21 protein-coding genes, 2 tRNA genes and 1 pseudogene are annotated in these 22,236 nt (G+C 71.0%); 19 read left to right on the forward strand and 5 right to left on the reverse strand.

The window, feature by feature from the left end; all coding sequences use genetic code 11:
* Positions 1-80 precede the first annotated feature (80 nt).
* The 3 genes from ATK36_RS27695 (at position 81) to ATK36_RS27705 (ending at position 3,580) form a co-directional block, all read left to right on the forward strand.
* Positions 81-1,154 carry a serpin family protein gene (locus ATK36_RS27695; RefSeq protein ID WP_098514148.1) on the forward strand — a complete coding sequence of 358 codons (1,074 nt, stop codon included), beginning with the start codon at positions 81-83 and terminating at the stop codon, positions 1,152-1,154.
* The gene (locus tag ATK36_RS27700; protein ID WP_386998786.1) at positions 1,151-2,944 is read left to right on the forward strand and encodes a glycosyl transferase; all 1,794 of its coding nucleotides are present in this window, start codon (positions 1,151-1,153) and stop codon (positions 2,942-2,944) included. The genes ATK36_RS27695 and ATK36_RS27700 overlap by 4 nt, the downstream gene beginning before the upstream one ends.
* Before the next feature lie 69 nt (positions 2,945-3,013).
* Positions 3,014-3,580, forward strand: coding sequence for a carboxymuconolactone decarboxylase family protein (locus ATK36_RS27705; RefSeq protein WP_098514149.1), 567 nt, complete (start codon positions 3,014-3,016; stop codon positions 3,578-3,580).
* 20 nt (positions 3,581-3,600) lie between these two features.
* Here the strand turns inward: ATK36_RS27705 and ATK36_RS27710 are convergent, their stop codons facing one another.
* Complete coding sequence (locus ATK36_RS27710) at positions 3,601-4,539, reverse strand: sigma-70 family RNA polymerase sigma factor (protein WP_098514150.1); 939 nt, start codon at positions 4,537-4,539, stop codon at positions 3,601-3,603.
* Positions 4,540-4,590: 51 nt separating this feature from the next.
* On the opposite strand from ATK36_RS27710, the gene dnaG reads away from it, so the two are divergent.
* From dnaG to ATK36_RS27725, 3 genes are read left to right on the forward strand one after another with little or no spacing between them, the layout of a single operon-like run.
* Positions 4,591-6,501: a DNA primase gene (gene dnaG / locus ATK36_RS27715; protein WP_098514151.1), complete on the forward strand. Its 1,911-nt coding sequence runs from the start codon at positions 4,591-4,593 to the stop codon at positions 6,499-6,501.
* A gap of 1 nt (position 6,502) precedes the next feature.
* A complete protein-coding gene (locus ATK36_RS27720; RefSeq protein ID WP_098514152.1) occupies positions 6,503-7,024 on the forward strand; it encodes a hypothetical protein in 522 nt (173 codons plus the stop codon).
* Positions 7,025-7,080: 56 nt separating this feature from the next.
* Entirely contained in the window at positions 7,081-7,848 is a 768-nt protein-coding gene (locus tag ATK36_RS27725; RefSeq protein ID WP_098514153.1) for a trans-aconitate 2-methyltransferase, read from the forward strand.
* 103 nt (positions 7,849-7,951) lie between these two features.
* On the opposite strand, the gene ATK36_RS27730 is transcribed toward ATK36_RS27725, so the two are convergent.
* Positions 7,952-8,024: transfer RNA gene (locus tag ATK36_RS27730), tRNA-Asn, on the reverse strand.
* Positions 8,025-8,185: 161 nt separating this feature from the next.
* On the opposite strand from ATK36_RS27730, the gene ATK36_RS27735 reads away from it, so the two are divergent.
* From ATK36_RS27735 to ATK36_RS27745, 3 genes are all read left to right on the forward strand, one after another.
* The gene (locus tag ATK36_RS27735) at positions 8,186-8,368 is read left to right on the forward strand and encodes a hypothetical protein (protein WP_098515227.1); all 183 of its coding nucleotides are present in this window, start codon (positions 8,186-8,188) and stop codon (positions 8,366-8,368) included.
* A 131-nt stretch (positions 8,369-8,499) separates the two neighbouring features.
* A tRNA-Ile gene (locus ATK36_RS27740) sits at positions 8,500-8,576 on the forward strand.
* A 177-nt stretch (positions 8,577-8,753) separates the two neighbouring features.
* Positions 8,754-9,476, forward strand: coding sequence for a MerR family transcriptional regulator (locus tag ATK36_RS27745; protein WP_098514154.1), 723 nt, complete (start codon positions 8,754-8,756; stop codon positions 9,474-9,476).
* A 74-nt stretch (positions 9,477-9,550) separates the two neighbouring features.
* Here ATK36_RS27745 and ATK36_RS27750 read toward each other — a convergent pair whose 3' ends face one another.
* On the reverse strand, positions 9,551-11,500 hold the full coding sequence (locus ATK36_RS27750; RefSeq protein WP_245915237.1) for an MFS transporter: 1,950 nt from the start codon (positions 11,498-11,500) through the stop codon (positions 9,551-9,553).
* Positions 11,501-11,591: 91 nt separating this feature from the next.
* On the opposite strand from ATK36_RS27750, the gene ATK36_RS27755 reads away from it, so the two are divergent.
* Positions 11,592-12,059 carry a MarR family winged helix-turn-helix transcriptional regulator gene (locus tag ATK36_RS27755; protein WP_245915240.1) on the forward strand — a complete coding sequence of 156 codons (468 nt, stop codon included), beginning with the start codon at positions 11,592-11,594 and terminating at the stop codon, positions 12,057-12,059.
* Between the two features lie 106 nt (positions 12,060-12,165).
* Here ATK36_RS27755 and mftR read toward each other — a convergent pair whose 3' ends face one another.
* Complete coding sequence (gene mftR, locus ATK36_RS27760; protein ID WP_098514157.1) at positions 12,166-12,786, reverse strand: mycofactocin system transcriptional regulator; 621 nt, start codon at positions 12,784-12,786, stop codon at positions 12,166-12,168.
* A 107-nt stretch (positions 12,787-12,893) separates the two neighbouring features.
* On the opposite strand from mftR, the gene mftA reads away from it, so the two are divergent.
* From mftA to ATK36_RS27805, 8 genes are all read left to right on the forward strand, one after another.
* Positions 12,894-13,022 carry a mycofactocin precursor MftA gene (gene mftA, locus ATK36_RS27765; RefSeq protein ID WP_098514158.1) on the forward strand — a complete coding sequence of 43 codons (129 nt, stop codon included), beginning with the start codon at positions 12,894-12,896 and terminating at the stop codon, positions 13,020-13,022.
* Complete coding sequence (gene mftB, locus ATK36_RS27770) at positions 13,012-13,311, forward strand: mycofactocin biosynthesis chaperone MftB (protein ID WP_098514159.1); 300 nt, start codon at positions 13,012-13,014, stop codon at positions 13,309-13,311. The genes mftA and mftB overlap by 11 nt, the downstream gene beginning before the upstream one ends.
* A complete protein-coding gene (gene mftC, locus ATK36_RS27775) occupies positions 13,311-14,495 on the forward strand; it encodes a mycofactocin radical SAM maturase (RefSeq protein WP_098514160.1) in 1,185 nt (394 codons plus the stop codon). Before mftB ends, mftC begins: the two co-directional genes overlap by 1 nt.
* 5 nt (positions 14,496-14,500) lie before the next feature.
* A complete protein-coding gene (gene mftE / locus ATK36_RS27780) occupies positions 14,501-15,181 on the forward strand; it encodes a mycofactocin biosynthesis peptidyl-dipeptidase MftE (protein WP_098515228.1) in 681 nt (226 codons plus the stop codon).
* Entirely contained in the window at positions 15,169-15,972 is an 804-nt protein-coding gene (locus ATK36_RS27785; protein WP_245915242.1) for a mycofactocin-coupled SDR family oxidoreductase, read from the forward strand. The genes mftE and ATK36_RS27785 overlap by 13 nt, the downstream gene beginning before the upstream one ends.
* Positions 15,969-17,387: a mycofactocin biosynthesis glycosyltransferase MftF gene (mftF, locus tag ATK36_RS27790; RefSeq protein WP_098514161.1), complete on the forward strand. Its 1,419-nt coding sequence runs from the start codon at positions 15,969-15,971 to the stop codon at positions 17,385-17,387. Before ATK36_RS27785 ends, mftF begins: the two co-directional genes overlap by 4 nt.
* On the forward strand, positions 17,384-18,571 hold the full coding sequence (gene mftD / locus ATK36_RS27795) for a pre-mycofactocin synthase MftD (protein ID WP_098514162.1): 1,188 nt from the start codon (positions 17,384-17,386) through the stop codon (positions 18,569-18,571). The genes mftF and mftD overlap by 4 nt, the downstream gene beginning before the upstream one ends.
* Positions 18,572-18,715: 144 nt before the next feature.
* Entirely contained in the window at positions 18,716-19,405 is a 690-nt protein-coding gene (locus ATK36_RS27805; RefSeq protein ID WP_098514164.1) for an AAA family ATPase, read from the forward strand.
* Positions 19,406-19,441: 36 nt separating this feature from the next.
* Here the strand turns inward: ATK36_RS27805 and ATK36_RS27810 are convergent, their stop codons facing one another.
* A complete protein-coding gene (locus ATK36_RS27810) occupies positions 19,442-21,061 on the reverse strand; it encodes a DUF2079 domain-containing protein (protein ID WP_098514165.1) in 1,620 nt (539 codons plus the stop codon).
* Between the two features lie 673 nt (positions 21,062-21,734).
* Here ATK36_RS27810 and ATK36_RS27815 point away from each other — a divergent pair.
* Positions 21,735-21,968, forward strand: a pseudogene (locus ATK36_RS27815) (NAD(P)/FAD-dependent oxidoreductase); the annotation flags it as partial.
* Between the last annotated feature and the right edge of the window lie 268 nt (positions 21,969-22,236).

The raw sequence follows: 22,236 nt of genomic DNA on the forward strand, positions 1-22,236 counted from the left end.
GGGTCAGCCGCAGAATCCGGCCCCGACGTCCCAGGTCAGGGGAATCGTCACCGGCGCCGGGCAGGAGGTACGGTCGCGGCATGGGTCTCGACAGTCACCTCGACCTTGTGCTCTCGGTGCAGCGCGCGGCTGCGGGCGATGGTGGGGACGCGTGCTTCTCGCCGTACTCGATCGCGGGCGCGCTCGACCTGGTGGCACGCGCGGCGAACGGGCGGACCGCGGACGAGCTGCGGGCGTTGCTCGGCGAAGGCCAGAACGAGCTGTTGCGCGCGGCTGCCGAGGTCGGTGATCGGGCGGAACTCGCCGTGGCGAACACCCTGTGGGCTTCGGACCGCATCACCGTCGACGACGCGTTTCTCGCCGACCTCGTCGCCCGGCCCGGTGGCAAGGCCGAGACCGCGCCGTTCGCCACCGACCCCGGCGGCGCGCGTGAGCTGATCAACGCCGATGTCGACCGGACCACCCACGGCCTGATCCCGCAGCTGCTGCCGGACGGCGCGATCCACGCGGACACCCGCGCCAGCCTGGTCAACGCGCTCTACCTCAAGGCCGGCTGGCGGCATCCGTTCCCCGAGCAGGCCACCGCACCCGCGCCGTTCCACTCCCCGGGCGGCCCCCGCGACGTGCCGACGATGCACCTGGTAGAGACCATCGGCTACGCGGACGAGGACGGCTGGCAGGTCGTGACGCTCCCAGCACAGGGCGGTGTCGAAGCCGTGATCCTCCTGCCCGGCGGAGACCTGTCCACGGCCGAAGCGGGTCTCGACGGCCGGTTCCTGAAGCGCCTGCTGGACAGCCCGAGACGGCAGAAGGTCCGGCTCTCGCTGCCGAAGATCTCCCTCGACGTGCGCACCGATCTCGACCCGGCGTTGCAGCAGCTCGGCGTGTGCGCGCTGTTCACCCCGGACGCCGACCTGACGGGCCTCAGCCCGGACCGCCCGCTGTGGGTGGACAGCGTGCTGCACCAGGCCGTGCTGCGGCTCGACGAGCAGGGCCTGGAGGGTGCCGCGGCCACCGCGGTCCAGATGCGCACCATGTCGCTGGTCGTGGCCGAACCGGTGGTGGTCATCGTGGACCGGCCGTTCCTGCTGCTCGTGCGGCACGCGGCCACCGGCGTGGTGTACTTCTCCGCCCGGGTGGTGCGCCCGGCGTGAGCCTGTTCCGCCCGGCGGTGCGGACCGAGCCGATCCCCGCCGCCGCACCGCGGATGCGCCGGTCCTGGGCAGACGCCGGCATCGTCGGCGGCTATCTGCTGTTCTCGATCGTGTTGTTCGGCGGGCTGTGGGTGAACCTCGGCCAGGGCTATCTGTGGAACAGCGCCTCGGACCAGAACCTGTGGGAGTGGTTCTTCTCGGTCACCGCGCATTCCGTGGCGCACCTGGAGAATCCGCTCACCACCGAGCTGCAGAACTTCCCGCTCGGCGTGAACATGATGGCCAACACGGCCATGCTCGGCGTCTCGATCCCGCTCACCCCCCTCACGCTGCTGTTCGGGCCTACGTTCACCTGGGCCGTCGTGCTGACCGGCAGCCTGGCCGGCAGCGCGGCCGCCTGGTACTGGGTGTTCTCCCGGCACCTCGTCCGGTCTCGCGCCGCCGCCGCGATCGGCGGGGCGGTCGCCGGGTTCGCGCCGTCGATGATCTCCCACGCCAACGCGCACCCGAACTTCGTCGCCTGGTTCGTGCTGCCCTTCCTGGCGCTCAAGGTGATCCACCTGGCCCGCGGCCACCGCCCGGTGCGCAACGGGAGCTGGCTCGGCGTGCTGACCGCCTACCAGATCTTCCTCGGCGAGGAACTACTGCTGATCTTCGTGCTGGGCTTCGCCGTCTTCGCGATCGCCTACTGCGTGTCCCGGCGGCGGGAGGTCCGGGCGATGCTGCGGCCGCTCGCGGTGGGCGGCGGGATCGCGCTGCTGGTCACGCTGGTGCTCGCCGGGTTCCCGTTGTGGTGGCAGTTCTTCGGCCCGCAGAGCTACGCCGGGTTGGCGCACGGGGAGGTCGGCAACGACACGGCCGCGTTCACCCGGTTCGCCACCCAGTCGGTCGCCGGGCAGCCCGAGGCGGCCGCCGCCGTGTCGATGAACCGCACCGAGGAGAACGCGTTCTTCGGCTGGCCGCTGATCGTGCTGATGATCGTGGTGACGATCTGGCTGTGGCGCGAGGCCGTCGCGCGTTCGCTGGCGATCTCGATGTTCCTGATGGCCTGGCTTTCCCTCGGCTCCGGCATCACCGTGGTCCAGAAGGACACCGGCGTCGCGGGGCCGTGGCGGCTGCTGGCGGACCTGCCGTTGCTCGATACCTTGCTGGCCACCCGGCTGGCCTTGGCGTGCGTGCCCGCGGTCGCCGCGTTGCTGGCCATCGCCACCGACCGGGTGTTCGCCTTCCGGCCCGCCCCGGATGCCCGCCCGCTGCCAGTGCGGTTGCTCTGGCTGGGCGCGGTGGCCGCGGTGCTGCTGCCGATCGCGCCGATTCAGCTCGTCGTGCACAACCGGCCGGTGACCCCGGCGTTCTTCGCGGACGGCACCTGGCGTGGCTACGTTGCCCCGGGTGGCACGGTGGTGCCGGTGCCACTGGCCAGCTCGGGCGAGTCCGAACCACTGCACTGGCAGGTCGAGGCCGGGCTTGAGTTCGCCATGCCGGAGGGATATTTCGTCGGCCCGAGCGGGCCGGACGATCGCCGTGGTCGCTACGGCGCCTACCAGCGGCCCACCTCGCTGCTGTTCGACCGGGTCCGCGATTCGGGGCAGGTACAGGGCGTCACCGAGGCCGCGCGGAACCAGGCGATCGCCGATCTGCGGTACTGGCACGCCTCCGTGCTGGTGCTGAGCCCACGCGACCACGCGGACGCCTACCGCGCCACCGTGGACCTGTTGCTGCGCAAGCCGGGCAGGTACATCGACGGTGTGTGGGTCTGGGACGTGCGGGCGCTCACCACCGGGAGCTGAGCCGGTCCTGTCACATCCCCGCCGCGCACTTCGTCCTCCCTGTGAACCCCTGGAAAAGGAGGACCCGACATGCCCCGTATTTCGGTCAAGCCGACTGCCGAAGCCGGCCTGCTGCTCAAGCTCGTCTACCGGATCGCCAAGCGGCGCTACGGCGCGGTGCCGGAACCGGTCACGGTCGCCGCGCACCACCCCGGCCTGCTGCGGACGAGCGTGGTGCACGAGCTGATGGCGGAGAAGGCCTCGACGCGGTTGCCGGTGAACGTGCGCGATCTCGCCGTATACCGCGTGGCCACCCGGATCGGCTGCTCCTGGTGCGTCGACTTCGGCACCATGCTGCAACGGCACGCCGGCCTGGACATCGACCGGCTCAAGCAGATCGACGACTACGCCACCTCGCCCGCGTTCACCCGCCCGGAACGGCTGGCGCTCGCCCTCGCCGACGCGATGTCCGGTGAGACGGTCACCGTCACCGACGAGCAGATCGCCGAGCTGGAGGCCGAGTTCGGCCGGGCCGGAGTGGTGGAGCTGACCTACCAGATCGCGCTGGAGAACTCGCGGGCGCGGATGAACAGCGCGCTCGGCATCGTCGACCAGGGCTTCACTTCGGGGGAGGCGTGCCGGGTGCCGTTGCCGTGAGGCGACACTGCCCGGCAGGCTCAGGACGGCCGGGTGATCCGGGTCAGCTTGTCCGGGTTCACCACGTCGTAGATGACGGCGATCCGCCCGTCCCGCAGGCTCATGCCCTGCACGTGCTCGTCCAGCGGCAGGAAACCTTCGCGGCCGGGCGACGGCGGCACCCACATGCCGAGGTCGCCGTTGACCAATACCGGTCCGCCGCGGGTGAGCGCGCCCGGTTCGTACTTGCGCAGCAGGCCGAGGAAGAACCGGGCGACCTTGTCCGGCCCCGCCACGCGCTGGCGTGCGGTGCGGCCCTTGCCGTCGGAGTCGCCGATGAGGACCACGTCCGGGTGCAGCAGCTCGGTGACCGCGGCGAGATCGCCGGCCAGCAGCGCGGTGACGAACTTCTCCAGCACCTGCTGCTGCTCGGCCAGCTCCGCGCGCGGCGGGGGATCGGCCTGTGCCAGCGCCCGCCGGCCGCGCGAGCCGTGCTGGCGGGCGGCTGCAGCGGTGCAGCCCAGGACGTCCGCGATCTCCGCGAACGGCACGCTGAACGCGTCGTGCAGCACGAAGGCCACGCGCTGCTCCGGGGTGAGCCGGTCGAGCACCACCAGCGCCGCCATCCGCAGGCCGTCGTCGCGCACCGCGGCCTCCAGCGGATCCTCGCTCACCGGCGTGCCGTACGGCGTGACCACCGGTTCCGGCAGCCAGTTGCCCACGTACCGCTCCCGCCGCGTGGCGGCCGAACGGAGCCGGTCCAGGCAGATCCGGCCGACCACGGCGGTCAGCCAGCCGCGCAGATCGCGGATCGCGGCGCGGCGTTCGTCGTCGAGCCCGGCCAGCCGCAGCCAGGATTCCTGCACCGCGTCCTCGGCGTCGGCGCGGCTGCCGGTGAGCCGGTAGGCCACCCCGGTCAGGTGCGCCCGGTGCCCGGTGAACTCGGTGGCGAACTGCTGGAGCGCGGGGGTGGCGGGCATGGGTCCGAGTGTGCCGCACGGACGCGGGAGGGGGAGAACTAAGGTGGACGCGTGGCAGGACGGATTCGGGAGAGCGACATCGCGGAGGTGCGTGAGCGCAACCGGATCGACGAGGTCGTGGGAGAGTACGTCGCGCTGCGGCGGGCCGGTGGGGGCAGCCTGAAGGGCCTCTGCCCGTTCCACAACGAGAAGACCCCGTCGTTCAATGTGCGCCCCACCCACGGGACCTTCCACTGCTTCGGCTGTGGCGAGGGCGGCGACGTCATCAAATTCATCCAGAAGATCGACCTCGTGTCGTTCGTGGAGGCGGTGGAGCGGCTCGCCGACCGGGTCGGCGTCCGGCTGACCTACGAGGGCGGCGGCGCCAGCGTGCAGCGCGACCGCGGCACCCGGTCCCGGCTGATCGAGGCGCACCGCGCGGCGAGCGAGTTCTACATCGAACAGCTGGTCACCGACGACGCACGGGCGGCCCGTGACTTCCTCTCCGAGCGCGGGTTCGACGCCGCGGCGGCCCGGCAGTTCGGCTGCGGGTTCGCCCCCGGCGGCTGGGACAAGCTCACCAAGCACCTGCTCAACCGCGGGTTCGAGGTCAAGGAGCTGCTCGCGGCCGGGTTGTCGAAGGAGGGCCAGCGCGGGCCGATGGACCGGTTCCACCGGCGGCTGGTGTGGCCGATCCGCGACGTCGGCAACGACGTGGTCGGCTTCGGCGCGCGGCGGCTGTTCGACGACGACCGGATCTCCGCGAAGTACCTCAACACCGCCGAGACCCAGATCTACCGCAAGTCCCAGGTGATGTTCGGCCTGGACCAGGCCAAGCGGGAGATCGCGAAACGGCACCAGGTCGTGGTGGTCGAGGGCTACACCGACGTGATGGCGATGCACGCGGCGGGCGTGCCCACCGCGGTCGCCTCCTCCGGCACCGCCTTCGGCGAGGACCACATGAAGGTGCTGCGCCGGCTGATGATGGACGACGACGCCTTCCGCGGCGAGGTGATTTTCACCTTCGACGGTGACGAGGCGGGCCAGAAGGCCGCGCTCAAGGCGTTCGAGGGTGACCAGACCTTCGCCGGGCAGACCTACATCGCGGTCGCGCCGGACGGGATGGATCCGTGCGAGCTGCGCATCGCGAAGGGCGACGGCGCGGTGCGCGATCTGGTGGCCCGCCGTACGCCGCTGTTCGAGTTCGTGATCAAGAGCATGCTCAAGCAGTTCGACCTGGACGCGGTGGACGGCCAGGTCTCGGCCCTGCAGAAGACGGTGCCGATGGTCGCCGCGATCAAGGACCGGGCCAGCCGCGACGGGTACGCCTCGAAGCTGGCCTGGTGGGTCGGCTGGCAGGACGTGGCGCAGGTGGTCAACCGGGTGCGGGGCGCGGCAGGCGCGGCGGCCCGGCGCGGTCCGGCCGAGCCTGCGCGGCGCCCGGCCGCCCGGCAGGAGGCCCCGGCACCCGCGCCGCAGGAGCAGGATCTGCCGCGGCCTGCGCCGAAGGACCCGCGGTTCCACGCCGAGCGCGAGGCCCTCAAGGCCGCGCTGCAGCAGCCGGCGATCGCCGGTCCGGAGTACGACTCGCTGCCCGAAGAGGCGTTCACGCATCCGGTGTACGTCGCGGTGCACCTGGCCGTGCTGAAGGCGGGTGGGGCGGCGTCCGGGCTGACCGGCCCGGCGCTGCTGGACGCCGCGGCGCAGCACTGTCGCGAAGGGACGGTCCGCCGGGTGCTCAGCGAGCTGGCGGTGGAACCGTTGCACGCCTTGGGGGAAGTGGACTCGCGCTACATCTCCGGGGTGCTCGCCGGGGTGCAGGAGAGCTTGGTGGGCAGGCAGATCGGGGAGATCAAGTCGAAGCTGCAGCGGCTCTCCCCGGTGGAGGCGCCGGACGACTACCGGGCGCTGTTCGGCGATCTGGTGGCGCTGGAGCAGTACCGGAAGTCGTTGCGCGAACAGGCTTCGAGCGGATGGGACTGACGTGGGACTGCTGAGCCGCTTCTTCGGCCGCGGGCTGCCCGAGGGTTTCCCGGGGGAGCTGGCCGAGGGCGAGGAGGTGATCGCCACGGCCGCGGTCGAGAGCGGCGGGCACCTCGTGGTGACGACGCTGGGCCTGTGGCTGCCCGAAGGCGGCGGTGCGCGGCGGGTCGGCTGGCACCTGGTGGCCAAGGCGAGCTGGGGCGAGCAGGGTTTCACGCTGATCGAATCGCAGGAGACCGGCCACAGCGGTGCGGTGGTGATGCTCGCCGACCGCGAGCCGGTGCGGTTCCGGCTGCCGGTGCCGGGCAGGGTCCCGCAGCAGGTGCGGCTGCGCGTGGACGGGTCGATCCGCGCCCGGCACCGCCAGGAATTCCCGGACGGTGGCGCCTGGTTCGTGCAGCGCAAGGTGCCCGGCCGCGATGGCACCGTGCTGCAGGTGCGTCCCGACCCGGGCACCGATCCGGCGCTGGCCGAGGCGGTCGCGGCGGAGGCCGCGGAGAAGCTGGCCAACCCGCCGAAGTAGCAGTACGCTCGTACTCAGTACGTTCGTACTGTTTGTGACCTCGCCAGGAGGCGGCGATGTGGGATCCGGCGAAATACCTCGGCTACGCGGATCTGCGGGCGCGCCCGTTCTTCGATCTGACCGGCCGGATCCCGGCCCGCTCGCCGCGGCGTGTGGCCGATCTGGGCTGTGGGCCGGGGAACCTGACCACGGACCTGGCCCGGCGCTGGCCGGACGCGGTGATCGAAGCGTTCGACAGCTCGCCGGAGATGGTCGCCGCGGCCCGTGCGCGCGGGGTCGCCGCCGAGGTCGCCGACGTGCGGACCTGGGTGCCGGAACCGGACACCGACGTGGTGGTGTCGAACGCCGTCCTGCAATGGGTGCCGGGTCATGACGAGCTGCTGCGCCGCTGGGCCGGGCAGCTGCCGCCCGGTGCTTACCTGGCCGTGCAGCTGCCCGGCAACTTCGGCGCACCTTCGCACCGGATCGTGCGGGACCTCGCGGCCGGCCCGGCGTGGTCGGCCGAACTCGGCGCGGCCCTGCTGCGGGAGGAGGACGCCGTCGCCTCCCCGCACGCCTACGCCGACCTGCTCGCCGACGCCGGATGTGCCGTGGACGCTTGGGAAACCACCTACACGCAACCGCTCACCGGCCCGCGCGCCGTGCTGGAGTGGATCACCGGGACCGCCCTGCGCCCGGTCCGCGCGGCGCTTTCGGACGAACGCTGGGCTGCTTTCCGCGCGGACCTGGCGCCGCTTCTCGACGAGGCCTACCCCACTCGCCCGGACGGCACGACCTGGTTCGCGTTCCGGCGGATCTTCTTCGTCGCGCGCGTCCCGGGGTGAGCGCCGTTTGCGGATCCGCTTGGCGGGGAAGGGAAAACCGTCGTAGCGGGCCGGGTTTCACCCCGGAACGCAACAAAGCCCAGGCCACTGGCCTGGGCTTGAGCTCCCCCGCTTGGACTCGAACCAAGAACCCTCCGGTTAACAGCCGAATGCTCTGCCAATTGAGCTACGGGGGAATGTCGCTCCAGCGCCGGATCTCTCCGGCTGATGGAAAGAACTGTAACGCATGCCTCGAAGCGTCCGCGCACGGGGGTGGGTCAACCGGCATCCCGCACGTGGCGGCGGTTTGCTGGACAATGGAGAGTCCGAAGCTCGACAGAGGAGAGGTGTGGCCGCCGTGAAGAAGTTCCTGTTGGGGGTGGGCGTGGGGTACGTGCTGGGCGCCAAGGCCGGCCGGGGACGGTACGAGCAGATCGTGCGCACCTACCGGAAACTCATCGATCACCCGATGCTCCAGGGGGCCGCCGGGGTGGCCCGCGCGAAGCTGGGGGAGTGGACCGGACGGGGTCGTCGAGGTTGATCGGTCTGGGGACGGGAGGGTGGCTCGGCTCGGTGATCGCGGGTACCGGCCGCGCATCGGGCCGGGCGGAGCGCTGTGATAAGTTGGATCGAACTGGGGCAGATGTGCATCTGCAAACGCGCCCCGGTCGCGGGCCGGTAGCTCAGTCGGTTAGAGCAGGGGACTCATAATCCCTTGGCCGCGGGTTCGAGCCCCGCCCGGCCCACCACCAGGGGAACCTTGAATTTCGTGTCCCTGGCAGCCGTTGAGATGCAAGGGATTCTGCGAGTAACGGCGGCAGACGTGAATCCCTGACCCGGACGCGACGCTCCCAGGACGGCACGCATGGCAGCCCCTGAACGTTCCTAGACTGACCGGTATCGTCGGAGCGGGAAGGGTCAGCATCATGACGTGGAGTACGCGACAGCTCGCCGAACTCGCCGGTACCACGGTCAAGACCGTGCGGCACTACCACGACATGGGGGTGCTCGAGCTGCCCGAGCGCACGGCCAACGGGTACAAGCAGTACCGCACGGCCCATCTGGCCCGGCTGCTTCAGGTCAAGCGGCTGACCGAATTCGGGCTGTCGCTGTCGGAGATCCGGGCGATGGGCGGTCAGGAGAGCCCGGACGACGCGTTCGACCGGCTCGATGCGGAGCTGGCGGAGACGATCGAACGCCTGCAGCGGATCCGCACGGAGCTGGCGGCTACGCGGTCGAACCAGGCGCCGCTGGACATTCCGGCGCGGTTCGGGTCGCTCGCGGAGCGGCTTTCGCCGGAGGATCGCGTCATGCTGACCGTGTTCTCGGGGGTTCTGCAGGAGACGGCGCTCGAGGATCTTCGGACGCTGATGACCGAGCACGCCGGCGAAGACGCCGATTTGGAGGAGCTGACGGCGGATGCGCGGGACGAGGAGATCGAGGCCGTCGCGCGCAGGCTGGCCGGGGCGATGGAGCGGGACCACGCCCGGTTCCCGTGGCTGGCGGACCCCGGCTCCGTGGCGCTGCGTGGCCGGGCGTCCGCCGAGTCCGCGCTCGGGAACGCGGTCGCGGAGCGGTGCAACGCGGCGCAGTTGAAAGCGCTCGCGCTCGCCAAGGAATTCATGAAAGAGGGCAGACAGGCTCGGTGAGCACCTGCGCCGGTACCGCGGCGAAGGCGGTTCCGGTGCAGGCGGGCGCGGAAGATCGCCGGATCGCGCGCTGATCAGTCCACTGTGGACCCCAAGCGCAGCAGGGGATCGACCTGTGCCGGGCCGTCGGCGGTGAGGTCCACCGGGGTCGCGGCGGGGGCGTAACTCGTCACGACGACCTGGTACTCGCCGGGGACGAGCCCGTCGACGGTGTAGCGGCCGGAGGCGTCGGTGACGGTCGTGCCCTGTACCCGGCCCTCGGCGTCGAGGACGGTGACCTGGGCTCCGTGGAACGGGCCGGGGCCGGCGTGCACGGTGCCCGCCAGGCGGGCCGATGCGGGGAGTTGGAGGTCTTCCCGGCTCGGCTCGGTGCCGAGGACGACGTGCCGGGCCACTGGGTCCCGACCGTCCACTTTGGCCAGCAGCACGTACGTGCCCGCGGGAGCGGTCAGCGCGAAGTCGCCGTCCGGGCCGGTGTTCGTGCGGTGCACCTGGTGGGTTTCCAGTGAGGTAAGGGCGATCGCGGCGGTTTCTTGCGGGGCGAGTCCCCGTACGCTGCCGGTCAGCGCGGGGCGTGGAGGTGGCTCGGCCACGGTGGTACGGGCCTTGCGGACGCGGGAAAGCACCACGTCGACGATGCCGACGAGCAGGGCGAGGGTGACCAGTCCGGTCGAGCCGAGCAGGCCGAGCGCCGCGGCGGAGTGGTAGTCGCCGTGGGAACGGCTCAGCTCGCCGAAGAACAGTGCGCCGCCCAGCGCCGTGCCGACGGCCGAGCCGATTCGCTGTCCGGTCTGCAGTACGCCGGCCGCGGTGCCGCCTTCGGCGGGGGAGATGTCCTCCAGTGCGAGCGTCGAGTTCGGGGCGATCACCAGCCCGCTGCCGAAACCGGCGACGAACAGCGGCGCGGCGAGCACGAGAGCGGCGCCGCTGCCGGTGTAGTCACGCACGAGCCAGGCGGTGCCGGCCAGCCCGAGTGCCGCGAGCAGGACGCCGGCCACGATCATCGGCCGGCCCAGCCGGTGCACCAGCCTGCCGCCCAGCACCGGCGAGATCGCCGAGCCGATCGCGAAGGCCAGCATGGCCGCACCCGCCTGCAGGGCCGAATAGCCCTGGCCCTGCTGGAAGAACAGCGTCAGCACCAGGAAGATCCCGGTGAACCCGGCGAAGTAGACCATCCCCAGCACCGAGCCCATGGAGTAACTGCGCACGGTCAGCAGCTTCAGGTTGACCAGCGGGTGCTTCCCGCGGTTGCCGAGCAGCCGTTCCCACAGCACGAACAGGACCAGCAGCCCGGCCGCGATGCCCATCAGCCACCAGCGCGGACTGCCGTTCTGCTGCTCCTGCTCGATCAGCGGCAGCATCACCAGCACCACGGCCCCGCCGAGCAACAGCGTGCCCACCAGGTCTGGGACGCGCTTGCGGCCGGTGCGCCCGTCCTTGGGCAGCAGCCGCAGGCCGAACAGGATGGCCAGCACGCCGATCGGCAGGTTCACGTAGAACACCCAGCGCCAGCCTTCGCCGATGCCGAAGGCCTGGATCAGCAGGCCGCCGAGCACCGGCCCGACCGCGGTGGACAGCCCGACCGTCGCCCCGAACGCGCCGAACGCCTTGCCTCGCTCCCGGCCGGAGAACAGCTGCTGCATCATGCCGATGATCTGCGGGTTGAGCAGCCCGCCCGCGATGCCCTGGCACAGCCGCGCGACGACCAGCCAGGTCGCGTTCGGCGCCACCCCGCACAGCACGCTGGTCACCACGAACAGGGCCAGCCCGAACAAGAACATCCGGCGGCGGCCGTAGTCGTCCCCGAGCCGCCCGGCCGGCACCAGCGCCAGCCCGAAGGTCAGCGCGTAGCCGGAGACCACCCAGGACACGTCCGCCGGGGTGGCCCCGATGCCGTGCTCCATCGAGGGCAGCGCGACGTTGACGATGCTCACGTCGAGCAGGGTCATGAAGCCCGCGATCAGGCAGACCCACAGGGCACGCCAGCGCCGCGGATCCGGCTCGGCGGGGACAGGCACGCTCACGGAACCACCCGTAGATTCGAGACCAGTAAGATAATGACCGGTGCTAGAGTAGCCGGTCATGCCGCCCCCGCGTGATCATGTCGACGGAGTCATGGCACAAATCACCGAGCTGACCGAGGACGAACGGATCAGCAAGGCGCTGAGCATGCGCCTGCTGCGGGTCGCGCGCCACCTGGAGAACGAGCTGCGCCGCGAGCTGGCCGCGTTCGGCATCGAGCTGTGGGAGCTGGAGCTGCTGGGTGCGCTGATGCGGTCTGGGCCGCCGCACCGGCTCTCCGCCGGGGAGCTGCTCACGTGCATGCACCTCACCTCGGGCGGGGTCACGAAGCGGGTCGCCGGTCTCGAAGCCAAGGGCCTGGTCCGCAGGGACGTCAACCCGGACGACCGGCGGCAGATCCTGGTCAGCCTCACCGAGGAAGGGCAGTCGCGCGGGAAAGAGGTCTTCAGCACCAAGACCCAAGCCGAGACCCGGCTGCTCGCCGCCCTGCCGGCGCCGGTCCGCAGCGGTCTCAACGATGACCTGCGGCGTCTGCTGCTGAAGTGGGGAGAGCCGCGGTAGCGCCGCGCGAGCCGGTCATTTTCGCGGTCGGCAGGTCTGTGAAGGGGCCCTTCACGGACTCAGAGTCCGTGAAGGGCCCCTTCACAGCCGTTGCGTGGGTGGGGGCTCACGTCGGTGGCTCGGCGCTGGTGTCCTGGAAGCCGGTGGCCAGTGTGCGGAGTGCGGCGTCGAGGTAGACGGTGAGGTCGGCGTCGGCGCGGGCGGACCAGCGTTCGTAGGCGGCGCGGCAGACCGCGAGTACCGAACGGCCCACCGCGAGCGCGTACAGGGAGTCCGCGGGCCGGCCGGTGCGCCGGGCGACGTAGGTGCTCACCGCCCGTTCCCACGCGTCGTAGTGCACGGCGGCGCTGGCGCCGAGTTCGGCGACCGTGCTGATCAGGTTCATCCGCATGCGCAGCTCGGGGACGTCCTCGGCGCGGTAGTGGTTCGCCGCCAGCACGGCCTCGCGTACGGCGTCGAGCAGGGGCAGCTTGTCGGAGGTGTCCGCGAGCAGCTTCTCCAGTGCGGCGACCTCGGCGTCGAACTCGTTCCACAGGACGTCGGATTTGGTTTCGTAGTAACGGAAAAAGGTGCGGCGGCTGACGCCGGCGGCGGAGGCGATGTCGTCCACCGTGGTGGCGTGGAAACCGCGCTCGTGGAACAGCTGCAGGGCGATGACTTCCAGCGCGCGGGCGCTCGTGCCGGGCGGCCGGCCGCGGCGGCCCGTGGCGGGGGTGCGTTCGGTCATGCGGGTGTCGTTCCGTCCCTGGGCCTTGTTTTCTGGCACGACGTGACGTTACTCTCCCTGTATTCGACACGCTGTGCCGAAATCCGCTACGTGCCCGAGGAGTCGAGATGAGCGAGCAGATCGCCGAGTCGTCCGAGCGTACCGAGCAGGTCGCGGTGTCCCGCGAGGATGCCGTGGTGGCCGAGGACCTGCTGGTCGAGGAGGTCTCGATCGACGGGATGTGCGGTGTCTACTGATGCCGCGGCGGCCGTCCGCCCGTTCGATCTGGACGCCGCCTGGTGCCTGGACGAACGGGTGGCCGTGCGGCCGGAGCGGTTCGGCGCGCTGCTGTACCACTTCGGCACCCGCCGGCTGTCCTTCCTGAAGAGCCCCGGCCTGCTGACCGTGGTGCGGTCGCTGGCCGAGCACCCGAGCGCGCGGGCAGCCTGCGCCGGCGCCGGGATCACCGCACCGGAACTGCCGCGCTACCGCAGCGCGCTGGCCGCGCTGGCCGCGTCGCGGATGATCCGGCCGAGGAGTGCCTGATGTCGCTTGTGGACGAATTCCAGTACGGGCTCGACGCCCCCATCTGCCTGACCTGGGAACTGACCTACGCCTGCAATCTGTCCTGTGTGCACTGCCTGTCCTCCTCGGGCCGGCGGGATCCGCGGGAGCTGAGCACCGCCGAGTGCAAGGCGCTGATCGACGAGTTCGAGCGCATGCAGGTGTTCTACGTGAACATCGGCGGCGGCGAGCCCACCGTGCGGGCCGATTTCTGGGAGCTGGTCGACTACGCCACCGAGCACCACGTCGGCGTCAAGTTCTCCACCAACGGGATCAAGATCACCGACGAGGTCGCGCGGCGGCTGGCCGCCAGTGATTACGTCGACGTCCAGATCTCGCTGGACGGGGCGACCGCGGAGGTCAACGACCACGTCCGCGGCCCGGGTTCGTACGCCACCGCGATCCGTGCGATGGAACGGCTTTCCGCCGCGGGCTTCGAGAATTTCAAGATCTCCGTGGTGGTCACGCGGCAGAACGTGAGCCAGCTCGACGCGTTCAAGGCGATCGCCGACCGCTACCGCGCGCAGTTGCGGATCACCCGGCTGCGCCCGTCCGGCCGCGGCGCGGACGTGTGGGACGAGTTGCACCCGACGGCCGCGCAGCAGCGGGAGCTCTACGACTGGCTGGTGGCCAACGGGGACAACGTGCTCACCGGCGATTCGTTCTTCCACCTCGCCGGTTACGGCGACGGCGGGCTGCCGGGCCTGAATTTGTGCGGGGCCGGGCGGGTGGTGTGCCTGGTCGATCCGGTCGGCGACGTCTACGCCTGCCCGTTCGCCATTCACGACACCTTCCTCGCCGGGAATGTCCGGACTGAGGGCGGATTCACCGGCGTGTGGCGGGAATCCGAGCTGTTCGCCGAGCTGCGCAACCCGCAGGGCGGTGGCGCCTGCACTTCGTGCTCGGCCTACGACGCCTGCCGGGGCGGGTGCATGGCCGCGAAGTTCTTCACCGGTCTCCCGCTGGACGGGCCGGACCCGGAATGCGTGCGTGGGCACGGGGAACTCGCGTTGGCCGGGGTCGCCGCGGGCAGCGCGCCGAAGCCGTCGCTGGACCATTCGCACCGCAAGCGTGCGCCGGTGCCGGTGACCATCGGGATGCGCCGCCCGCCGGACCGGGCGTGCGACGAGAACCCGCTCGCCGGGTTCACGCCGCCGGGGCGGTGACCGGTGTGCGGCTGGCGGATGCGACGTGGCCGTCCGTCGCGGAGCGTGCGGCGGACGGGGCGATCCTGGCCGTGCCGATCGGGGCGACCGAACAGCACGGCCCGCATCTGCCGCTGAGCACGGACACCGATCTGGCCGTCGCGTTGTGTGAACGGCTGGCCGCGATTCGGCCGGACGTGCTGGTGGCGCCGCCGGTGCCGTACGGCTCCAGCGGTGAGCACGCCGGGTTCGCCGGGACGTTGTCGATCGGCCAGGCGGCGACGGAGCTGCTGTTGCTGGAACTCGGCCGTTCGGCGGGCGAGACGTTCCGGCACCTGCTGTTCGTTTCCGCGCACGGGGGCAACACCGGGCCGCTCGCGCGGGCGGTCGCCCGGCTGCGCGCGGAATCTCGGGACGTCGAGGTGTATCAGCCGCGCTGGCAAGGGGATCCGCATGCCGGGCGGCCGGAAACCGCGATGCAGCTGGCGTTGCGGCCCGATGTGGTCGAAATGGACTGTGCCGAGCCGGGGGATCGGCGGCCGCTCGGTGAGGTGCTGCCGTTGCTGCGCGAGGGAGGAGTGCGTGCGGTGAGCCACAACGGCGTGCTCGGCGATCCGACCGGGGCGAACGCGGCGGAGGGCGAGGAGCTGCTGACCGTGCTCACCGTGGCCTTGGTGTCCCAAGTGGACGGTTGGTGTCCGCGGTGACCGCGCGGGTCGCGCTCGTCACCGGTGCGGCGCGGGGGATCGGGGCCGCGACCGTGCTGCGGCTGGCCCGGCAGGGGTACGCCGTGCTCGCGGTGGATCGTGCCTCGGATGATCCGGTGCTGCCGTATCCGATGGGTGGCGCGGACGAGCTGGCGGCCGTGGTGCGTGCTGCGCGGGAGCATTCGCCGGAGATCGGGGAGTTCGTCGCCGACGTCCGGGATCCGACGGCGATCGCGGCCGCGGTCGCGGAGGTGGAAAACCGCTGGGGCGGAATGGATGTGGCGATCGCCGCGGCCGGCGTGATCGCCGGTGGGGTGCCGTTGTGGGAGGTGCCGCCGGATCAGGAACGGGCGGTGCTGGAGGTGAATCTCCACGGCGTGCTGAACCTCGCCCGCGTCGCGGTGCCCGCCCTGCTGCGGCGCCCACGTCCGAGATCGGGACGGTTCCTCGCGATTGCTTCCGCGGCGGCCACCCGCGGATTGCCGATGTTGGCTGCGTACTGTGCGGCGAAAGCGGCCGTCGCCGGGCTGATCCACGCACTTGGGGTGGAGCTGGGCGATTCCGGGGTGACTGCGAACGCGGTGAGCCCCGGTTCGACCGATACCCCGATTCTCGCGGAGAGCGCCCGGCTGTACGACTTGCCGGACGCGGCCGCTTTCGCTGCGCAACAGCCGATGGGCCGGGTGCTCGATCCGGACGAGGTCGCCGCGGTGCTGGAGTTCCTGGCGGGGCCGGGCAGCAGCGCGATGACCGGCGCCGTGGTGCCGGTCGATGGAGGGCTAGCGCTATGAAACCCCCACTGCCCCAAGGCTTTCGCATCCAGCTGGACCGTGACACGCGGCAGCTGACCGAGACGCTCTGGTACGGCGGAGCCCCGGCCCGCGTTCTGTGGCTGACCGAAGCCGGTCAGCGGGCCTGGCAGGAACTCGCCGACGGCCCGGTGACCTCGGCTGCCGCGGGGGTGCTCGCCCGTCAGCTCACCGACGCCGGGCTCGCGCACCCGGTCCCGCCGGAGCCGGGGGAACCGGACGTCACCGTGGTGATTCCCGTGCACGACCGGGCCGTGCTTCTGGAACGTTGCCTCGCCGCGCTCGACGGACGGCATCCGGTGCTCGTCGTCGACGACGCCTCCGCCGACGCCGCGGAAGTGGCGGCCGTCGCGGCGAAGTACGGTGCGAAACTGGTGCGGCGTGACGTCAACGGTGGTCCCGGCGCTGCCCGAAACTCCGCGCTGGAACACGTCGACACCGAGCTGGTCGCTTTCCTGGACAGCGATTGCGTGCCCACCGAAGACTGGGCCGGACGGCTTGCCGCCCACTTCGCCGACCCGATGATCGCCGCCGTCGCGCCACGCGTGCGTGCGCTCGCCGAGGACACCTGGGCGGGCCGCTACACCCGGGCGGCAAGCAGCCTCGACCTCGGCGACCGTCCCGCCCGCGTGCTGCCCGGTGGCCGCACCTCCTACGTGCCGACCGCTGCGCTCGTCGCCCGCGTCTGCGCGGTGCGGTCCGTCGGGGCCTTCGACGAGCGGTTGCGAGTGGGGGAGGACGTGGACCTCGTCTGGCGCCTTCACGCTGCGGGACACCGGATCCGGTACGCGCCGGACGTCCACGTCGACCACCACGAACCGGACACCTGGCGGGCGCTGCTCGGCCGCCGCGCCCGTTACGGCACGTCGGCCGCGCCGTTGTCGGTGCGGCATCCGAAATCGTTGGCGCCACTGGGATTGCACCCGTGGCCCACGCTCACTGTCGCGGCCTTGCTCGCCCGTCGTCCGCTGCTCGCCGCGTTGGCGTTCGGCGGGGCGGCGGGCAGCATGGCCCGGCTGCTGAAGGCGCACGACGTCCCCACCCGGGACGTGGCGCGCACGATGGCCACCGCCGTCGGACAGACCTGGCTCGGCTGCGGCCGGTACGGCACGCAGTACGCCGCGCCGTTGCTGGCCGCGCTGATGATCCCGGGCGGACGGCGGAAGTGGGGCCGTCGCGCGGCGCTCGCCTCGCTGCTGTTCGGCCCGCCGCTGACCGCGTGGGTCAAGACCCGGCCCGCGCTCGATCCGGTCCGCTACACCGCCGCCGCGGTCGCGGACGACCTCGCCTACGGCGCCGGCGCCTGGTCCGGCTGCCTGACCCACCGCACTGCGACGCCGCTGCGCCCGGCGCTCGTCCGGCGTCCGCTGCGGTTCGATCCGAAGGGAAAACGATGAGCAACACCTGGTTCGAGTCCGTCGCGGAGGCGCAGCGCCGCGCGAAGAAACGTCTTCCCCGCTCGGTGTACTCCGCGTTGATCGCCGGTTCGGAGAAAGGCTTGACGCTCAACGACAATCTGGCCGCGTTCGACGAGCTGCGCTACGCCCCGCGCACCGCGGGGCACTCGGCCGAGCGTGTGCTGGGCACGCACGTGCTCGGCCGCGATGTCGCGCTTCCGGTGCTGATCTCGCCGACCGGAGTCCAGGCCGTGCACCCCGACGGCGAGGTGGCGGTGGCGCGCGCGGCGGCTGCGCGGGGTACCTCGATGGGCCTGTCCTCCTTTGGCAGCAAGCCGATCGAGGAGGTCGTCGCAGCGAATCCGAATACCTACTTCCAGGTCTACTGGACCGGCAGCCGCGAGGACATCCTGCGCCGCCTGGAACGTGCCCGCGCGGCCGGTGCCGTCGGGATCATCCTCACCCTCGACTGGTCGTTTTCCCACAGCCGGGACTGGGGTAGCCCGCATATCCCCGAACGACTCAATTTCCGCGAGCTGCTGCGGTTCGCCCCGGAGGGCGCGACGCACCCGCGATGGCTGCTGGATTACGTCAAGACGCGGAAGCTGCCGGACCTGAGCGTGCCGAACATGGCGCAGCCGGGCGAGCCCGCGCCGACGTTCTTCGGCGCGTACGGGCAGTGGATGCAGACCCCACCTCCCTCGTGGGAGGACGTGCGGTGGCTGCGTACGCAGTGGGACGGGCCGTTCCTGCTCAAGGGCGTGATCCGGGTCGACGAGGCCCGCCGGGCGGTGGACGCCGGGGTCAGCGCGATCTCGGTGTCCAACCACGGCGGCAACAACCTGGACGGCACTCCCGCCACCATCCGCGCGCTGCCCGCGATCGCCGATGCCGTCGGCGATCAGGTGGAGGTCCTGCTCGACGGCGGGATCCGACGCGGCAGCGACGTGGTGAAGGCCCTCGCGCTCGGCGCCCGCGCGGTGCTGATCGGCCGCGCCTACCTGTGGGGGCTGGCCGCCGGTGGGCAGGCCGGCGTGGAGAACGTGCTCGACGTCCTCCGCAACGGCATCGACTCCACGCTGCTGGCGCTGGGCAAGCGGAGCGTGCACGAGCTGAGCCGGAACGATCTTGTTGTCCCCCAAGGATTCGGCCTCGAGCTGGGGGACCAGGTGGTGGCTTCCTGAGGGGCCGCGCGGGGCTGGCCCAGCCGCTGCGGCGGAGGTAGGGCCGATTGTTCGGGCGACCTACACCCTGGAGGAAGTCAACCAGGGTTACGACGATCTGCTCGAGGGCCGCAACGTGCGCGGCGTCCTCGTGCACGACGCGGCGTGAGCGGACTGCACGCGGTGGCGGGGCCGGGCGCGGTGCCCGGCCCCGCGTCCTTCGCCGGCGCGGTCGTCGGCCGGGAGCGGGAGATCGAGCTGCTGCTCGCCGGGCTCGACGCGGGCGCGCACGTGGTGCTCGAAGGGCCGCCGGGCACCGGGAAGACCACGCTGCTGCGGGTCATCGCGTCGGCGGGCGACGCCGAGTTCGTGTTCGTGGAAGGCAATGCCGAGCTGACCCCCGCGCGGCTGATCGGCCACTTCGACCCGTCGCAGGTGCTCGCGAAGAGGTATTCCGCGGAGACCTTTGTGGACGGTCCGCTGGCCGAAGCGCTGCGCTCGGGCGGATTGCTCTACGTGGAGGAGGTGAACCGGGTACCCGGGGAGACGCTAGACGTGCTGATCACCGTGATGTCGGAGGGGGAGCGCCACGCCGAAACCCGAAGCCGTGAAGGGCCCCTTCACAGACTCCACTCGGCAGCCGCGACGCACCCGCCTGGCGAGTATTTCCGCCCCACGGACGACGAGGATCCCTTGCCGGCTGCGCGTTCTTGTGCGGAGCTGGTGATCCTGGCCCCAGCTGACGACTGCGCGGAGGCGGCTGGTTTCGCGCGGTGGGCCGGTGCTCGGTGGCGCCCTTTGCCGGGGCTGGCGGCGGCACCTGCGGCGTTGGCAAAGTTGCTTGACCGGTCGTGAGCGGGAGTTCTGCGAGGGCGGTTCCTGCCGGGTTGGCTACCCGCCGCTGGTGATCCGGTAGAGGTGATGGTCCCTCTCGGCGTAGACGGTGAGGGTCTCGTTGCCTGGGCGGGCGGTGGCCTGCCAGGTCATTCCGTCGGGGAGGCCGGGCGCGGTGGACGGCAGCCCGGTGATGCCGCCGCCGGTGATGGTCCCCGTGGCGTCGGCCAGCAGGATGCAGTCGGGTTTGGCGGCGTTGATGGTGGCCCAGCCGGTGACGAGGGTGTCGCCGATGATGCGCCTGGTGGTAACCGCACCGTGGGTGTCACCGGTGGCTTCGGGGCCGGGCAGGTCGGTGGCGTCGGCCGTCCGGAGGGAGTCGCCGAGTTCGTGGCCGTGGCAGCCAAGGGTGAATTCGGGATCGAAGGGGTAGGCGCCGAGCGCGCGGGCGGCGGGGATGACGTCGCGCTGGATGTGGAGCTGGGTGAGGACGGCAGGGGCGTTGACGCGCAGGGCGATCGCGGTGAGGGCGAGCGGGGCGTAGCCGCGGCGGGTGTTGTCGGCCTTGGTGGCGCCGATGGCGTGGGTGGCCAGCGAGACGGCGACGACGGCGACGACCATCGCACGGAGCGGCCATTGTGGACGATAGAGGGCGACGAGGACGAGCAGGGCGCTGGTGGCGAGCGCGGCAAGGACGACGTAACGGCTGATGAGCCCGACGTTGCCGATCGGGACCTGGCTGCTGGTACGGCCGAGTCCGATGAGGACAGCGAGGGCGAGACTGTAGCAGCCGAGCCCGATCCATCCGGCGGCTTGCGGTTCCGCGTGCAGGGTGGTGGACAGCAAAGCCAGCAGTGCCAGGGTGAGCGCTCCGGCGATGATCGCGGCGACGGCCAGATCTGCGGACCACAGGCCGCCGAGCGCGACGAGGATCACCGACAGCCGTCCGTCGGGGTCGAACGCCGAAGTGGCCAGGGACTGCTGCCCGACCGGTTTGGTGAGCAGCCATCCGGCGATGACGACGGCACCGGCGGCGGCGAAACCGAGCGCCGTGGTGCGCCGGCCGCGCAGCCCGAAAACGATTGCGACGACGAAAAGAACCGGTAGCCCGGCACCGAAGCTGAGGCATGCCAGCACGGATGCGATCGCGGCCGTCCACACGCGACCGTGGTGTGCCCGGGATATCGCCAGCGCGCTGAAGAACACCGCCGGGATCCAGCTGATTCCATTGGTTCCCTGCAACCAGATCTCGGCTGCGTGGGAGGTGAAAAGAAGCCAGGAGAACCCGGCGGTGAGGGCGAATTTACCTTGTGCTGAAAGGGATTTAGGCAGCATCGAATACAGGCAGGCGACGATACCGCCGACGAGAGCGACGGTGAGAACGGTCAGCGGCCGGTTGTCGCCGCCGAACCAGGCCGCGTCGGCATAGAACAGCAGCGACGGGAGGACGAACGGCTGTTCCAGATGGTAGGCGAACACCTGCCCGAACAGCAGGTTCCCGCCATCGTCGGTGATTCTGGCCAGGACGTGCCAATAGTCGAGCAGTACGTGGATCCGGGGCGCCCGCCATGCCGCCAGCAGCGCCAGCAGGGCCGGGATCACTCCGGCCACCGCAAGGACCGCGGTGGTGAAGTGTCTGCCGGAGCGGGCAGCGGTGGTGGGGACTGTCGCAAGCAAAGGGATCTCCCTGGCCGAGTTCGGGCGCCGTCCGCCCGGGGATGTCCCGGACGAGCTCGCCAGGGCTTCGAATCGGATTTTTTACCGTTCTTTTGTTCACTCGGCAAGCGTGATATTCGCCTCACGCAACGCTGTAACGATGATGGGTGGTTGCACCGATGCGATCTTCGCAAGCCCAGAAAGACGAGGCTTTCCGGGCGGCCCGGTCGGTGCTCTTTGGCGCCACGACCGGGTCGCGGAGCGCCACCGTGCTCCGCGTTCGGGTGGCGCGGGCGTGGACTCGTGCCGGGGGAGGGACTGACTGTGCGTCGGTTGTCGTGTGCTGCCCAGACGAGCGGAGTGCTCCGGGCCGTGCTGGTGCTGGTGATCGCGGTGCTGCTGGCCGGGGGATGGAGGCGGTCGCGCCCCCGGCATGGGCAGCTGAGCCGGAACGGGTTGCGCCCCATGATCTTCCGTTGTTGCCTGCGGTTCCGCCACGAGTTCCGCAATTGTCGAAGCCCTCGACGGCGGATTTCTCGGCGCAGTCGCATTTCGATCCGGGGAAGTCGAAGCCGGTGTCGCGGTCGATGTTCGCCACCGAATACGAGAACCCGGACGGCACCCGGTCGCTGCGGCAGTCGAACCAACCGCTCAACGTGCAGGACGGCAAAGGCGCGTGGCAGCCGGTCGACACCGCGTGGGTAAATGCTGGGGCCTGGGCTCGGCGACCACCAAGGACCCCGGCCCGTGGGAGGGCGAACAGCGCAACATGTGGAAGCCCACCCAGCAGCCGGGCCTGTGGTTCCACGGCGGCAACCTGCACCAGTCCCGGCACTACTCGCTCTACCTCGCGCTGCAGCTGAAGGCCCGCTACGAGGGCCTGGCGACCCCCGTCTACGGTCTGCCGGAAGTCCAGCACCTCTCCTGACCAAAGGCTGTGAAGGGGCCCTGGACCCAGAGTCCAGGGTGTCGGCAAAGTCGGTGTGGAGGGCCCTGCGCAGGTGTGGAGGGCCTTGCGCAGGTGCGGAGGGCCCTCCACAGGTGCGGAGGGCTGTGAAGGGGCCCTTCACGGACTCTGAGTCCGTGAAGGGCCCCTTCACGGACCAGAAACGGGTCGGCAGCCACGGCTCTCTCGGCTGATCACAGGCCCTCGACCAACTTTGCCGGGGCCCTGGACCCAGAGTCCGTGAAGGGCC

Origin of the sequence: Amycolatopsis sulphurea, from assembly GCF_002564045.1 — a bacterium.
Taxonomy (GTDB): Bacteria; Actinomycetota; Actinomycetes; order Mycobacteriales; family Pseudonocardiaceae; genus Amycolatopsis; species Amycolatopsis sulphurea.